The 14412-nt window shown below is 73.2% G+C and carries 11 protein-coding genes and 1 tRNA gene; 7 read left to right on the top strand and 5 right to left on the bottom strand.

Annotation, left to right across the window (positions count from 1 at the left end):
• Nucleotides 1-154 precede the first annotated feature (154 nt).
• Nucleotides 155-2866, bottom strand: a complete 2712-nt coding sequence (locus ACFV61_RS13755; protein WP_380491764.1) for a penicillin acylase family protein — start codon at nucleotides 2864-2866, stop codon at nucleotides 155-157.
• A gap of 311 nt (nucleotides 2867-3177) precedes the next feature.
• On the opposite strand from ACFV61_RS13755, the gene ACFV61_RS13750 reads away from it, so the two are divergent.
• From ACFV61_RS13750 to mscL, 5 genes are all read left to right on the top strand, one after another.
• Nucleotides 3178-4662, top strand: a complete 1485-nt coding sequence (locus tag ACFV61_RS13750) for a potassium/proton antiporter (RefSeq protein WP_380491761.1) — start codon at nucleotides 3178-3180, stop codon at nucleotides 4660-4662.
• 328 nt (nucleotides 4663-4990) lie between these two features.
• Complete coding sequence (locus ACFV61_RS13745; protein ID WP_380491759.1) at nucleotides 4991-6382, top strand: MFS transporter; 1392 nt, start codon at nucleotides 4991-4993, stop codon at nucleotides 6380-6382.
• A 193-nt stretch (nucleotides 6383-6575) separates the two neighbouring features.
• Complete coding sequence (locus ACFV61_RS13740) at nucleotides 6576-6908, top strand: FmdB family zinc ribbon protein (protein ID WP_079135672.1); 333 nt, start codon at nucleotides 6576-6578, stop codon at nucleotides 6906-6908.
• Nucleotides 6909-7206: 298 nt separating this feature from the next.
• Nucleotides 7207-7470 (top strand): hypothetical protein, encoded by a 264-nt coding sequence (locus tag ACFV61_RS13735; RefSeq protein WP_380491757.1) that lies wholly within the window; start codon nucleotides 7207-7209, stop codon nucleotides 7468-7470.
• Between the two features lie 30 nt (nucleotides 7471-7500).
• The gene (mscL, locus tag ACFV61_RS13730) at nucleotides 7501-7920 is read left to right on the top strand and encodes a large conductance mechanosensitive channel protein MscL (RefSeq protein ID WP_380372762.1); all 420 of its coding nucleotides are present in this window, start codon (nucleotides 7501-7503) and stop codon (nucleotides 7918-7920) included.
• Nucleotides 7921-7930: 10 nt separating this feature from the next.
• On the opposite strand, the gene ACFV61_RS13725 is transcribed toward mscL, so the two are convergent.
• Together ACFV61_RS13725 and ACFV61_RS13720 are read right to left on the bottom strand one after the other, a co-directional pair.
• On the bottom strand, nucleotides 7931-8170 hold the full coding sequence (locus ACFV61_RS13725; protein ID WP_363371587.1) for a hypothetical protein: 240 nt from the start codon (nucleotides 8168-8170) through the stop codon (nucleotides 7931-7933).
• A gap of 140 nt (nucleotides 8171-8310) precedes the next feature.
• Entirely contained in the window at nucleotides 8311-9282 is a 972-nt protein-coding gene (locus tag ACFV61_RS13720; protein WP_063348089.1) for a sigma-70 family RNA polymerase sigma factor, read from the bottom strand.
• Between the two features lie 429 nt (nucleotides 9283-9711).
• On the opposite strand from ACFV61_RS13720, the gene ACFV61_RS13715 reads away from it, so the two are divergent.
• Nucleotides 9712-10524, top strand: a complete 813-nt coding sequence (locus tag ACFV61_RS13715) for a phosphatase PAP2 family protein (RefSeq protein ID WP_063348090.1) — start codon at nucleotides 9712-9714, stop codon at nucleotides 10522-10524.
• Nucleotides 10525-10627: 103 nt separating this feature from the next.
• Complete coding sequence (locus ACFV61_RS13710) at nucleotides 10628-11497, top strand: carbon-nitrogen hydrolase family protein (RefSeq protein ID WP_380491754.1); 870 nt, start codon at nucleotides 10628-10630, stop codon at nucleotides 11495-11497.
• 76 nt (nucleotides 11498-11573) lie between these two features.
• Here the strand turns inward: ACFV61_RS13710 and ACFV61_RS13705 are convergent, their stop codons facing one another.
• Entirely contained in the window at nucleotides 11574-14066 is a 2493-nt protein-coding gene (locus tag ACFV61_RS13705) for an ABC transporter permease (RefSeq protein WP_380491752.1), read from the bottom strand.
• A 243-nt stretch (nucleotides 14067-14309) separates the two neighbouring features.
• Nucleotides 14310-14385: transfer RNA gene (locus ACFV61_RS13700), tRNA-Arg, on the bottom strand.
• Nucleotides 14386-14412 lie beyond the last annotated feature (27 nt).

Genomic DNA, 14412 nt, shown 5'->3' with positions numbered 1-14412 from the left:
GTGTGGGTGGGGCGGCGCGTCCCACCCGACCGCCGGGGGGAGGGGGCGGACCCGCGGGCGGGGGGGGGGGGGGGGGGGGTGGGGGGGGGGGGCCCGGGGGGGGGGGGGCGGGGGGCCCGCCGGGGTCGTGCGGGTCGTGCGGGTTCGTGCGGGGTCAGCCGTTGGTGAGCACCAGCTTGTGCTTGGTGGCCTTCTCGACCGCGTCCGGCGTGTAGGCCCAGGTCAGCAGCTTGCCCTTGAGCCAGAGGTCGGTCTGGTCGTTGTAGTTGTCGTGGAAGGCGTGGCCGGAGGCGCCGCCGACGTTGATCCAGCGCGAGGAGTCGAGGTCGCTCAGGTCGATCACCATCCGCATCGACGGGATCCAGTCCACCTGGTAGCCGGCCGCCGCGTTCCAGCCAGCCGCGTCGACGGCCGCGGAGCCGCCGGAGAGCCGGTACGGGCCGCGGTTGAGCAGCCGGTGGACCACGCCGGAGGCGATCGAGGAGTCGTCGGTGCCGAGGGTCTGCTCGCGCAGGGTCAGCTTGTGCAGGCGGCCCCAGCTCCAGGTGGAGATGTCCTTGCTGAGCAGCGAGGTGAGGTCCTGCCGGGCGTCCTTCATCGCCTCCTTGAGCAGGTTGTCCAGGCCCTTCTGCTCCTTGTGCTGGGAGTCGATGTACGTCCACCAGGAGCTGTCCGGCTTGTCCAGCTGCTGCCGGACCACCTCGGTCCAGCGGTCGCCGCCGTCCGGCTGGGCCTTGCCCGGGTCGCGGGTGCCGCACTCGGTGACGATCTTGCTGGAGCTGTCCGGCCTGGTCGGGTCGTCCTGCTGGCGGACCAGCAGGCAGTTGCCCTTGGCCCGCAGGTCGGCCGGGAACTTCTGGCCGAAGGCGAGGCTGAGCAGCTGGCGCCAGACGCCGTTGTAGTAGGCGGCGGCGGCCGAGTCGGCGTCCTGGTGGTAGTTCCAGTCCTTCAGCAGGTCCTGGGCCTCGCGCACGTACGGGTCGTCGATCTGCTGCTTGAGCAGCAGCGGGACGAGCGTCTTGGCCATGATGCTGGTGTTGTCCAGCTGCATGGTCTGCATGTCGTCCGGCGAGATCTTGCCGTTGTTCTTGAGCAGGCCCTCGATCTGGTCGGTGATCTCCTTGGCCCGGGTGCCGTACTCCCAGTCCTTGGTGAGCGAGTACTTGTAGCTCGGGTCCACCACGGCCTGGTTGGCGGTGACGATGTAGCCCGCGGACGGGTCCAGGCTGTACGGCAGGGCGGTGAAGGGGATCGAGCCCTTCCACTGGTACGTGGAGTCCCAGCCCGGGGCCGGGTAGCTGCCGTCGCCCTTGCCGCGGACCGGGATGTCGCCGGGGGCCTGGTAGCCGATGTGCTTGGCGTCGGCGTAGACCAGGTTCTGCGCGGGGACGGCGAAGTCCTTGGCGGCGGCCCGGAACTCGTCCCAGTTGCGGGCCCGGTCCAGCTCGAACACCGCGTCCATGGTCTTGCCGGGGTTCAGCGCCGTCCACTGCAGGGCGACGCCGTAGCCGCCGGTGCCTCGGTCGGGGGCGGCGCTGCCGTTGGGGGCGTACTTGCCGACGTTCTGCTGCTCGGTGCTCTGGTCGGAGATGAGCGGCGCGCCGGTCTGGGTGGTGCGGACGGTGATCGTGCGGTCCTCGCCGCCGGCGACCTTGATGGTCTCCTTGCGGAGGTCGAACTTCACGTCCTTGCCGTCGACCTGGTAGGTGTCCGGGCCGGTGACCTTCTCCAGGTAGAGGTCGGTCACGTCGGCGCCGAGGTTGGTGAAGCCCCAGGCGACGTCCTTGTTGTGGCCGATTATCACGCCGGGCATGCCGGCGAAGCTGAAGCCGGAGACGTCGTACTGGCAGGCCGGCGAGCTGGTGCGGCAGTGCAGGCCCATCTGGTACCAGACCGAGGGCAGGCCGGGGCCGAGGTGCGGGTCGTTGGCCAGCAGCGGCTTGCCGGTGGTGGTGTGGGTGCCGGCGACGACCCAGGAGTTGGAGCCGATGCCCTGGCCGGGGCGGCCGAGCAGCTGCGGCATGCCGTCGATCCGGTCGGTGAGGCCCTGGAGCAGCGCCTTGGTGGTGGCCGCGCCCTGGGTGGTGGCGGTGCCGCCGCCGGACGGGGGCGAGCCGTCGGCGGGGCGGTAGTTGTCGCCGGCCACCGTGCCGGTCTTCACGATCGTGCCGTTGCGGGCGTACGGGTAGTCGGGGTACAGCTCGGCGATCTTGTCCGGACCGAAGTCCTGGGCCAGCAGCGAGCGGTCGATCTCCTCCTGGAGGTTCCCGGAGAGGTTCCAGGCCATCGCCTTGAGCCAGGCCACCGAGTCGACCGGGCTCCACTGCTCGGGCTGGTAGTCGCCGTTGACGGCGCCGAGCAGGGCGTACTCCAGCGAGGCCTTCTCGCCGCCGGGGTGCTCGCCGAGCCAGGCGTTCACGCCGTCCGCGTAGGCCTGGAGGTTCTTCTTGGTGTCGGCCGACAGCTTGGTGTCGAACTCCTTCTGCGCCACCTGCCGCCAGCCCATGGTGCGGATGAAGGCGTCGGTGTCGACCTGGCCGTCGCCGAACATCTCGGACAGCCGACCGGCGGTGATGTGCCGCCGGACGTCCATCTCCCAGAAGCGGTCCTGCGCCTGGACGTAGCCCTGGGCGCGGAAGAGGTCCTCGTTGGTGTCGGCGTAGAGCTGCGGGATGCCGTTGGCGTCCCGCTTGACGTCGACCGGCGCGCTCATGCCCGCCACCTTGACGGTGCCGTCGACCTCCGGGAAGGACGCGCGGACCGCGGTGACCCCGCGGTAGCCGCCGTAGCCGACGCCGGCCACCAGCAGCACGACCAGCACGATCACGATCAGACGGGCGCGCCGGAACTTCTTCGAGCGGGGCATCTGGGTCCTTGCGGTCCTGACTTCGGGGCGGGCGGGCGTGTCCAGGGCCGGGGGCCGTGACAGGGCACCACATTAGGCCGAGTCGGCCGAGCGGCGTGCACGGGGGACGCTCACCGTGGGATCGGAGGAGGTCAACGAGGAGGCCTGGAGGCGGCGGTCGGGGGCCCGGGGAGGAAAAGAAACTAAAGATATGGCAAAATGTTAGACTGAGTAACGATCCGCAACAGGAGCATTGACGCCTTCTTAACGGGTCGCACCCTCCAGCACCACCAGACACCCCGCCCGCCCCTGCCTGCACGAGGTGCCACTGCGTGAACATCGACCACCTGAACCAGCTCCTCCTCGAGTTCTCCGTGATCCTGCTGGTCGCGGTGGTCGCCGTGCGGATATCCACCCGCTCAGGGCTACCGAGCCTGCTGATCTACCTCGGGATCGGCGTCGCCCTGGGCCAGAACGGCATCGGCGTCTCCTTCAACAACGCCGAGCTGACCCAGGTGCTCGGCTACGCGGCGCTCGTGGTGATCCTCGCCGAGGGCGGCCTCAAGACCAGCTGGCGCGAGGTCAGACCCGTGATGCCGGCCGCCACCGTGCTCGCCACCGTCGGCGTCGGGGTCAGCGTGTTCGTCACCGCGGCCGGCGCGCACTGGCTGGTCGGCCTGGACTGGCGGACCTCGATGCTGCTCGGCGCGATCGTCTCCTCCACCGACGCCGCCGCCGTCTTCTCCGTCCTGCGCATGGTCCCGCTGCCGCACCGGCTCACCGGCCTGCTGGAGGCCGAGTCCGGCTTCAACGACGCGCCCGTGGTCATCCTGGTCGTCGCCTTCGCCACCACCGGCGAGCTGGACTCCTGGTACGTCCTGGTCGGCACGATCATCGCCGAGCTGGCGATCGGCGCGGCGGTCGGCTTCGCGACCGGCAAGCTCGGCGCGTACGGGATCAAGCACGTCGCGCTGCCCTCCTCCGGCCTGTACCCGATCGCCGTGATGGCGCTGACCGTGCTCGCCTACGCGGGCGGCGCGCTGCTGCACGGCTCCGGCTTCCTCGCCGTCTACATCTGCGCGGTGATCCTCGGCAACGCCAAGCTGCCGCACGGCCCGGCCGTCCGGGGCTTCGCCGACGGCCTGGCCTGGATCGGGCAGATCGGCATGTTCGTGCTGCTCGGCCTGCTCTGCACGCCCGAGACCATGGGCTCCGCGGTGGTCCCCGCGCTGGTGATCGGCGGCGTGCTGGTCTTCCTGGCCCGGCCGCTGTCCGTGGTGCTGACGCTGACCCCGTTCAAGGTGCCGGGCCGGGAGCAGGCGCTGCTCAGCTGGGCCGGACTGCGCGGGGCGGTGCCCATCGTGCTGGCGACCATCCCGCTGGTGTCGGGCGCGCCGAAGGCCCAGGACGTCTTCAACATCGTCTTCATCCTGGTCGTCGTCTTCACCCTGCTCCAGGGCCCGACCCTGCCCTGGGTGGCCAAGCAGCTGCGGATCGGCGAGGGCTCGATGGGCCAGGACCTGGACATCGAGTCCGCCCCGCTGGAGAAGCTGCACGGGCACCTGCTGTCGGTCGCGCTCTCCCCCGGCTCCCGGATGTCCGGCGTGGAGGTCAGCGAGCTGCGGCTGCCCAAGGGGGCCGCCGTCACCCTGGTGGTGCGGGAGGGCAGCTCCTTCGTGCCGGACAAGGCGACGGTGCTGCGCGGCGGGGACGAGCTGCTGGTGGTCACCACCGACGAGGTCGGCGAGGCGGCCGAGCGGCGGCTGCGGGCCGTGGACAAGGGCGGAAAGCTCGCGGGGTGGCTGCACGGGCGGTGAGCCCGGCGGGTGGGCGGCGGGTGGTGACCGGAAGACCGGAAGGCCTCACCCGCTGTTCACCTTCGATGGGCAGGACAATTTTGGACGTGCCTTGCAGTCTGGGGATTCGCGCGACATCTACGCGCGTATATGTATGATGGTCAGATCACACCCAGCATCTGCCTGAAGCAGAGTTGGCGCGACCGTTCGGCGGCCGCGGTCCGGACCTCGGCCACCACGCCGGTCCGGCCCGGTATCTACCCCGGTCGACGCGCGAGAGGACGACTCTCGGCGCCGTCGGGGCCACCCCATGCCCTGCCGCGCTACCAGGCAGCAGGAAGGACCGACCGTGACGGCCCGCCGAACGGTCGACGACCCCGCGGACACCGCGACCCCGCGTGACACCGCCAACCCCACCCCCGCCGACGGCACCGCCGATGCCGTCGACACCCCCGCCCCCGTGCGGGTCGGGTACGGCGCACTGCTGCGCACGCCCGGCGCCTGGACGTTCCTGGCACCGGCATTCCTCGCGCGGCTGCCATACGCGATGCTCAGCATGGGCATCCTGCTGCTCGTCAAGGACACCCACGGCTCGTACGGCACCGCGAGCACCGTCGCGGCCGTCGCCGCCGTCGCCCAGGCCCTGATCGGCCCGCAGACCGGCCGGCTCGCCGACCGGTACGGCCAGACCGCCGTCCTCGTCCCGACCGTCGTGGTGCACGCCGCCTCGGTCGGCGCGCTGATCGCGCTGGCGCTCGGCCACGCACCGGCCTGGAGCCTGTTCCTGGCCGCCGTCCCGGCCGGCGCGAGCGTTCCGCAGATCGGCGCCATGGTCCGGGCCCGCTGGATCGCCGAGTTCACCGCGGACGGCGCGTCCGCCTCGTCCGCGGCCAAGGTGGGCACCGCGTTCGCCTTCGAGTCCGTGACGGACGAGTTCACCTTCGTGATCGGCCCGATCCTGGCCACCGCCGTCGCCACCACGGTCAGCCCCTCGGCCGGGCTGATCGCCGAGGCCACGCTGACCCTCGTCGGCGGCCTGGCCTTCGCCGCCCAGCGGCGCACCGCGCCCGCCCGGGCACTGCCCCAGCCCGGCGTGCGACGCGCCTCCGCGCTCGCCTCCCCCGGCGTCCGGCTGCTGGCCGGGGCCTTCCTCGGGGTGGGCGCCGTGTTCGGCGGCATGCAGGTCTCGGTGAACGCCTTCGCCGACTCGGTCGGGCAGCACGGCGCCGCCGGCACCGTGTACGGGATCTTCGCCGGCGGCTCGATGGTGGCCGGCGTGCTGTACGGCGTGATCGCCTGGCGGCGGTCCGTGCAGCAGCGGATGGTCATGAGCTACGCCCTGCTGGTGCTGGGCTGCTCGACGCTGTGGGCGATGCCCAACCTGGTCGCGCTCGCCGCCGCCGGACTGGTCTGCGGCCTGGCCATCGCGCCGACCCTGATCAGCGGCTACACCCTGGTCGAGACGCTCGTCGCGGACGGCGCCAAGACCGAGGCGTTCACCTGGCTGACCGGCGCCATCGGCCTCGGCCTGGCGGTCGGCCAGATGATCGCCGGGCAGCTGATCGACGGCCACGGGCCGTCCAGCGGGTTCCTGGTGCCGGTGGCCGGCGCCGGCCTGGGCCTGATCGCGCTGGTGTCGCTGCGGCACCTGCTGACCGCGCCGGGCGGGCCTGGTCAGGTCGTCGCGGCCGCACCGGAGCGCGGCACCGCGGCGCAGCTGGTGGGCGCGGCCAAGGGCTGAGCGGGCACGCGGTGGCGCACCGCGCGAAGCCGTGGGCGGCGCGCGGTGGAAGCCGCGCGGAGCCGCGGTGGAGAAGTGTGCGCGGCTCGGCCACGGCTCATCTCACATCGGAGTCGCTGGACTGATTCAGCGGAATGCCGCATCATTGACCATCGTTAGCACTCATCAGGCGAGAGTGCCAGGAGGAAGACAAGTGCCCACGTACCAGTACCAGTGCACCGAGTGCGGCAACGGCCTGGAGGCGGTGCAGAAGTTCACCGACGAGGCGCTGACCACGTGCCCCGACTGCCAGGGACGGCTCCGCAAGGTCTTCTCGGCCGTGGGCGTCGTGTTCAAGGGCTCGGGCTTCTACCGCACCGACAGCCGCTCGTCCTCCAGCAGCACGGTGGGCGCAGGCTCCTCCGGTAGCTCCTCGGCGGCGTCGTCCGGCTCGACCCCGGCGTCGTCCTCGACGTCGTCGACGTCCTCGTCCTCCGGTTCTTCGAGCTCTTCCAGCTCCTCCAGCCCGGCCCCGGCCGCGAGCTGACCTCGGCGCCGGACGCACACAGCGCATCGACAAGGCCCGCCACCCCGCGTTCTCCGCGGGGCGGCGGGCCTTCGTCGTCCCTGCTCGCTGTCACCACTCGCCGCCCCGGTTCGTCAGCCCCGGCGGGCCGGATGCACTCGTGCGGGTGTACGAATTCATCCACAGGGCCCGAGTTGTCCACAGGCTGCGGATAACGGCTTTCCGGGGCGGCGCGCGGCGCACATCGTAGGGGTCGCCGGAGAACGACCGGCCCGCACAGGGGCGGCCCCCCACGACCTCGGTGGTGACCATGACGACCATGAGCCTCTCCGTACCGCTGCCCGCACCCGCCGTACCGCCCCGGCGGGAGGTGCCGCGCTTCCCGCCGATCCGGCGCGGGGCCGGCGGGTGGCACCGCTGGCGGCACGCCGTACGACGCCGGGCCGGGGTGCCCGCGCTGGTGCTGCTCGCGGTGGCCGCGGCGCTCGCGGTCGGGCCCGCACGGGCCGGGCTGCCGTCGCCGCCGGGCGGCCCGGTGGGCCGGACGGGTTGTCAATCCGGTCCGACGGAAGATCACCCGTAACCGGGCAACGACTTCGTCGTTCACGGCGGCATGAAAGGCTTCAAGCAATTCCTGCTGCGTGGAAACGTCGTCGAATTCGCCGTCGCCGTCGTCATCGGCGCGGCCTTCACCAACATCGTCAACGCCTTCGTCAAGGGCGTCATCAATCCGATCGTCGGCGTCTTCGGAACGAAGGACCTGGCGTCCTACAGTTCCTGCCTCAAGGGGCCCTGCGAGCTGAACGCCACCGGCGAGGTCACGTCCGGGATCCTCATCCTGTGGGGATCGGTGCTCAGCGCCCTGCTGCAGTTCCTGATCACGGCGGCCGTCGTCTACTTCGTCCTGATCGTGCCCATGAACAGGCTGGCCGCCAGGCGGAAGAGCACCGCCGAGACGCTGGCGGAGGCCGAGGCCAAGGAGGTCCAACTGCTCACCGAGATCCGCGACGCGCTGGTCGCCCCGCAGCGCTGAGCGCCGCACCTCAGTCCCCGTGGTGCGGCGGGCGCTGGCTCAGGTACCAGTCCAGCCCCCGCCCACCACTCTCCCCCGCCCCGGGGCGCTCACCCCAGCCGGTGTCGGTGTCGTCCCGGGACTGCTGGTCCAGCGGGTCCCGGAAGACCAGCCGGGCCTTCGGCGCCGCCGGCCGCTCCTCCCGTCCCTGCTGCTCCCCCTGTCCCTGCTCCTGCTCCCGCGCCTGCCCCTGCTCGCTCACCCTGCTCACTTCCGCTTCCCGTCGACTGCCGTCCGGATCGTCCTGTCCCTCCAGCCTAAGAGCCCCGCGAAACACCCCGGGCCCTGGTGCGGAGTGCTCCGCACCAGGGCCCGGGGCGGGGATGGAGCCGCAGGCAGTTGCTCGGGTTCTCAGGCGGCCTCGAAGCCCGCGTGGTCGGCGATCTTCTTCAGCTCGGCCAGCGCGTGCTTCTCGATCTGGCGGATCCGCTCGCGGGTGAGGCCGTGCTGCTTGCCCACCTCGGTGAGGGTGCGCTCGCGGCCGTCCTCCATCCCGTAGCGGGAGCGGATGATCGAGGCCGTGCGGTCGTCCAGCCGCCCGATCAGGCCGTCCAGCTCCTCGCGGCGGAGCATGACCATCACGGCGTCCTCGGGGGACGTCGCCCCGGTGTCCTCGACCAGGTCGCCGAACTGGGTCTCGCCCTCGTCGTCGACCGCCATGTTGAGGCTGACCGGGTCGCGGGCCCAGTCCAGCACGTCCTTGATCCGGGCCTCGGTGGTGTCCAGCTCGGCTGCGATCTCGGCCGGCTCGGCCTCCCGGCCCAGCTCCTTGGACTTCTCCCGCTGCACCCGCCGGATCCGCCCCAGCTCCTCGACCAGGTGCACGGGCAGCCGGATGGTGCGGGACTGGTCGGCGATCGACCGGGTGATCGCCTGCCGGATCCACCAGGTGGCATAGGTGGAGAACTTGAAACCCTTGGCGTAGTCGAACTTCTCGACGGCGCGCACCAGGCCGGCGTTGCCCTCCTGGATGAGGTCCAGCAGCGGAAGGCCGCTGCGCGGGTACCGGCGGGCGACCGCCACCACGAGCCGGAGGTTCGAGCGGATGAAGACGTCCTTGGCGCGCTCGGCGTCCTCGGCTATCGCCTCCAGTTCCTCGCGCTTCACGCCGTCGGGGAACACGCCCTGCTCCAGCAGGTGCTGGGCGTACACGCCGGCCTCGATCCGCAGTGAGAGCTCGACCTCCTCGGCGGCATCGAGCAGGGGTGTCCTGGCGATCTCGTCGAGGTACATGCCGACCAGGTCGCGGTCGGCCTCAAGGTTGGTCGGGCGGGCCGCGCGAGTCCGGTCGGCCCTGTCGCGAACGACGGCACGGGTGGCCATGCTTGCTCCCTTTGCTGGAATTGCCGAGGTCTGCCTGCCTGCCCCCCGAGAGGGCAAGAAATGGGGGCCCCGCGGGGCTCACACGTAACGATCCAACGAACAGAATCCGGACAACATTCCCAAGTTACTCAGATTCTTCCCCGCGATGCAGTATGCTGCCGGTTTTCACCCCGGTTATGGACACCGGGTGACCGGTCGAGCACCTTAGGTGCCGTTTCCGCAACTGCTTCCGAGCGCTTCCGTCACGCCCCGCACACGCGCCCGCCGCCCCGCCGGCCGCCGTACAGGGTGAAACCCGCGAACGGGCACGCGCGTTCCCACCTTCCGCCGGCGCCCGCCCCCGGCGTACGCAGGTTCTCCCCACAAACGATGCCGAATCGCTATCACCCGTGGTCCTGATCGGCCCGGGACACTGGGAAGGTGTCAGCCATGCACCTGACCAACAGCTCGACCACCGTCACTGCGCGTCACCGCCGCCTCTTGCGGGATTCGGCGCTCGCGGTGGTCTGTGCCGCGCTGTTCGGCCTCCTGGCCGCCCTGGTGACCCGGCACTGGCATCCGCTGGAACAGCTCGACCAGAGCTGGATCGGCGAACTGCACACCTTCGCCCGGCAGCACCGGATCTGGACCGCCTCGGTGCAGACGCTCTCCGACATCGGCGGCACGGTCACGATGCGCACCCTGCTCGGCATCGCGGCCGTCTGGCTGTGGCTGATCGGCGCCCGGGTCCTGGCCGGCTGGGTGGCCGCCCAGACCCTGGTCGGCTGGGGCGGCCAGTGGGCGCTGAAGCTGGCCGTCGGCCGCCAACGCCCCTCCTTCACCGACCCGGTCTCGCACGCCGGCGGCCCGGCCTTCCCCTCCGGGCACGCCATGGCCTCGGCGATCACCTGCGCGGTGCTGGTCGGCCTGGTCTGGTACCGGGTCCGTCGACGCGGACGGATCGCCGCCTGCGCGGTGGCGGCGGCGACGGTGCTGACCATCGGCTGGACCAGGATCGCCCTCGGGGTCCACTGGCCGAGCGACGTGGTCGCCGGCTGGCTGGCCGCCGGGTTCGTGCTGGGCGCCGTGACCGCCGTCGTCGAACTCTGGCGACCGGGCGCGCTGGCCCGCGACGTACGGCGGGTCAACTGGCGTACCCGGCCGAGGGTCCAGCGGATCACCGTGCCGTCGGTCCGGTCGCCGCGCGGCACCGATCCGCTGGGCGACGCCGCCACCGACCACCCGGACGAGGCCGTCCACTGAGACCACCGACATCCGCGTACGGTCGCCGGGGCCGTCCGGGGCCGCCCAGGGCCGGTCCAGGGCCGTCCGGGGCTGCCCGAAGCCGTCCGCTAGCGTGACGGCCATGTCTCCCGCCCCGGTCCCCGCCGCCGCCGTCCGTCACCCCGAGCGCCCACTGCGGATCGCCACCGTCCAGGCCCAGGCCGTGGCCGGCGACATACCCGCCAACGCCGCCCAGGCCGCCGAGTTGGTCCGTGAGGCCGCCGCGGCCGGCGCCCGCCTGGTGCTGTTCGCCGAGAAGTTCCTCTCCGGCTACGAGCCCGAGCTGATCCGCACCGACCCGCTCAAGTGCGCCGTCCAGCCCGGCGATCCGCGCCTCGCGCCGATCGCCGAGGCCTGCCGCGAGACCGGCACCGCCGCGATCGTCGGCGCCGCCGCGAAGGTGGGCGACGAGCTGCGGGTCTCCGCCTTCGTCCTCGGCCCGGACGGCGGCCTCGTCACCCGCTACGACAAGCAGCACCTGTTCAAGGCCGAACGCGACTACTACCGTCCCGGGGCGGCCGGTTGCACCCTGGAGCTGGACGGCTGGCGGCTCGGCCTCGGCGTCTGCTACGACTCGGGCTTCCCCGAGCACGCCCGCGCCGCCGCACTCGACGGCTGCCACGCCTACCTGGTCGGCGCGCTGTTCAGCGTCGGCCACGGCCACCACGAGTCCCGCACCTGGTTCCCCGCCCGCGCGCTCGACAACACCCTCTACACGGTGCTCGCCAACCACATCGGCCACACCGGCGGTTGGCACACCTGCGGTGGCAGCGCGGTGTGGGCCCCGGACGGCCGGCTGCTCGCCGAGGCGGGCGAGGACCGGCGCGAACTCGTCGTCGTCGACCTCGACCCGGCCGTCCTGCGCGCCGCCCGGGAGAGCGAGACCATGCTCGCCGACCTGGCCGCCGACGCCCGCCCGGCCGCCCCGCGCGCGCTCTTCGCCCTGGCCTGAGCCGGTCGACCTCCGTGCCCGGCCGCTCCGGGCAGGCGGGGTGGCCCGGCCGCTCCGAGCCGGGTGCGCTGGCCGGTCAGGCGGTCCGCATCGCGTCCACCACGGTCATCCGGCCGACCCGACGGGCTGGCAGGACGGCGGCGGCGAGCCCGGTCAGGACGGTCAGCCCGAGCGCGGCCAGCACCAGCACCACCGGCGGGCCGCCGACCGTCCCCACCGTGGAGGTGAGCGAACGCGCGGCCGCCCAGCCGTAGCCGACGCCCAGTCCGGTGCCGACCAACGCCCCGGCCAGCGACAGCAGCACCGCCTCCAGGGTGAGCATCCGGCGCAGCTGCCGCCGGGACATCCCGATGGCGCGCAGCATGCCGATCTCGCGGGCGCGTTCGCTGACGCTGAGCATCAGGGTGGCCGCGACGCCGAGCCCGGCGATGGCGACCGAGAAGGACAGCAGGGCCATGCTGACGGTCGTCATCCGGTCCAGCAGCAACCGCAGCGTCTCCGCCTGCGCGCCGGTGTCGGTGACGGCCACCTCCGGGTGGTCGGCGAGCGCCCGGTCCAGCGCCCGGCGGGCGGTCGACCGGTCCTCGCCCGCGCCCGGGCTGATCCAGACCGTGGTGACGGCCGCGCCGGGGGCGAGCCGGTCCAGGGTCGCGGGGGTCACCAGCAGCGTCGCACCGGTCTGCAGGGTGAGCGGCAGGCTGCTGCGTCCGGGTTCGACCCGCAGGTCGGTGCCGGGCCCGCCCGCCGGGCCCCCGACCCGGCGCACCCCGCCGCCGCCGAGACCGCTCAGCGCGGCGCCGTCGGCGAGCGCCCCGGCCTGGTCGACGCCGTCCGCCGAGGGGTTGAGCCGGGCCAGGTCGGCGGCCGCGACCAGGGTGGGCCGGCCGTCGAGTTCGACGGTGGCCGAGCGGACCGGCGTGACGGCGAGCCCGCGCTGCGCACCGAGCGCGGTGACCGCCCCGGCGGGCAGCGCGCCGCCCCCGGTGACGACCGCCGAGAAGACCCCGGGCTGGCGCGCGGACACCGCCGGCACCAAGGAGTTGGAGGTGATCTCCAGCGCGGTGACCGCGCCGACCATCACGGTCACGCCGAGCAGCAGCGCCGAGCCGGTCGCCCCGGTGCGGCCCGGGTTGAGCCGCAGCTGCTGGGTGGCGAGCCGCCCGGCCGTCCCACCGAGCCGCCGGGCCGGGCCGCCCAGCACGCCGACGACGGCGGGCAGCAGCCGGTCGGCGAGCCGCAGCACGCCGAAGAAGCTGACGATCGCGCCGACGGTGACCGCGAGCAGCGACAGCGGCGGCGGGGCCACCGCGCCGGCCACCAGCAGCGCCGTCCCCGCGCACAGCAGCACCGCCGTCCACACCGCCGCCCGGGCCTTGGCCGCCCCGCCGACCGGCCCGTGCGTGCCGCCGAGCGCGGCCACCGGCGGCACCGCCGCCGCGGCCTTCGCCGGGCCGCGGACGGCCAGCAGGGTGAGCAGCACGCCGAACAGCCCGGCCAGCGCGCAGGTCAGCGGGGCCGGCGCCAGCGAGAGGTGCACCGGGCCGAGGTCGAGCGTGCCGACGACCACCGTCCCCGCCGCGCACAGGCCGACCCCCAGCAGCACGCCCGCCGCCGAGGCTCCCGTCCCGAGCAGCAGCCCCTGGCGGCGGATCAGCCGGCGCAGCTGCCGCCGGTCGGCGCCCACGCAGCGCAGCAGGGCGAGTTGGCGGGTCCGCTGGGCCAGCACCACCGTGAAGGTGTTGCCGACCACCATCCGCGCCACCGCGAGCGCGATCAGCACGAAGGAGAGCGCGGCGATCAGCACCACCCCGTAGAGGGTCCGGCTCTGCCGGGTCGCCTCGGTGACGGAGGCGTCTCGGGTGCGCACCTCGACGCCGTCGCCGAGGACGGCGCGCAGCGCCTCGACGGTCCGGGCCCGCGAGGCGTCCGGCCGGACCCGGACGTCCAGCTGGGCGGTGGTGACGCCGGTCGCGTACTGGGCGACCGCACCGGCCGGGACGCCGACGATCGGGCGCCCGGCGAGGCTGGGCGCGCCCCGGCCGTCCAGGACGCCCGCCAGCCGGGCGGTGGCGGCGGAGCCGTCGGCCCGGGCCAGCCGCACCTCGGCCCCGGGGGCGGCGTCGAGCCGGTGCGCGGTGTCGGCGTCGAGCAGCACCTCGCCGGGCCCGGCCGGCCAGTGGCCGCCGGTGAGCAACTGCCAGCGCAGCGCCGGGTCGTCGGCGACCGCGCTGACCGCGGCGGTCTGGTCGAGCGGGCGCCCGTCGGCCGTCAGCACCGATCCCTTGCCGACCAGTCGCGGCGCCACCCCGGCCACCCCGGCCACCCCGGCCGTCCGCCGGGCCCGCTCGGCGGCGGCGTCCAGCCCACCGCCGGCGGCGGTCCTGGTCACCTGCACGTCGCCGGGCCCGACCTCGGCGGCCGCGGTCTGGCTGAAGGAGTCCACCAGCGCCCCGCTGCCGCTGACCGAGGCGATCAGGAAGGCCACCCCCAGCGCGATCGCGGCCCCGCTCAGGAGCAGCTGCCGCAGTTGCCCGCGCAGCTCGGCCACGGTGTATCGGTACGTCGTCATCGCTCCCCGGCTCGTCCGCCCTGACCAGGCACGACGCACTGGCAGGGGCCTCACCGAGCCTAGGGTCCGCACCCGCCCCGGCCCGTCAGCACGAGGTCTCCTCGATGATCACTCCGAGGGCGGACGGCCGACCGCGCCCCCTCCTCCCCGAGAGGTACGCCGCCCCCGACCCGGCCTGGCCCCGGAAACGCCGTAGGCCCCCCGCCCTGGTGGGCGGGGGGCCTACGGCGACACACGCGTCTCTGGTGCCCCAGGCAGGATTCGAACCTGCGACACCGGCTTTAGGAGAGCCGTGCTCTATCCCCTGAGCTACTGAGGCGGGGCCCGTCTGCGACAAGGCCGTCCA

The sequence above is a fragment of the Kitasatospora sp. NPDC059817 genome (assembly GCF_042731835.1).
Lineage (GTDB): Bacteria > Actinomycetota > Actinomycetes > Streptomycetales > Streptomycetaceae > Kitasatospora.
Note: the sequence above shows the minus strand (reverse complement) of the source record. Positions and strands in the feature narration are given on the sequence as shown.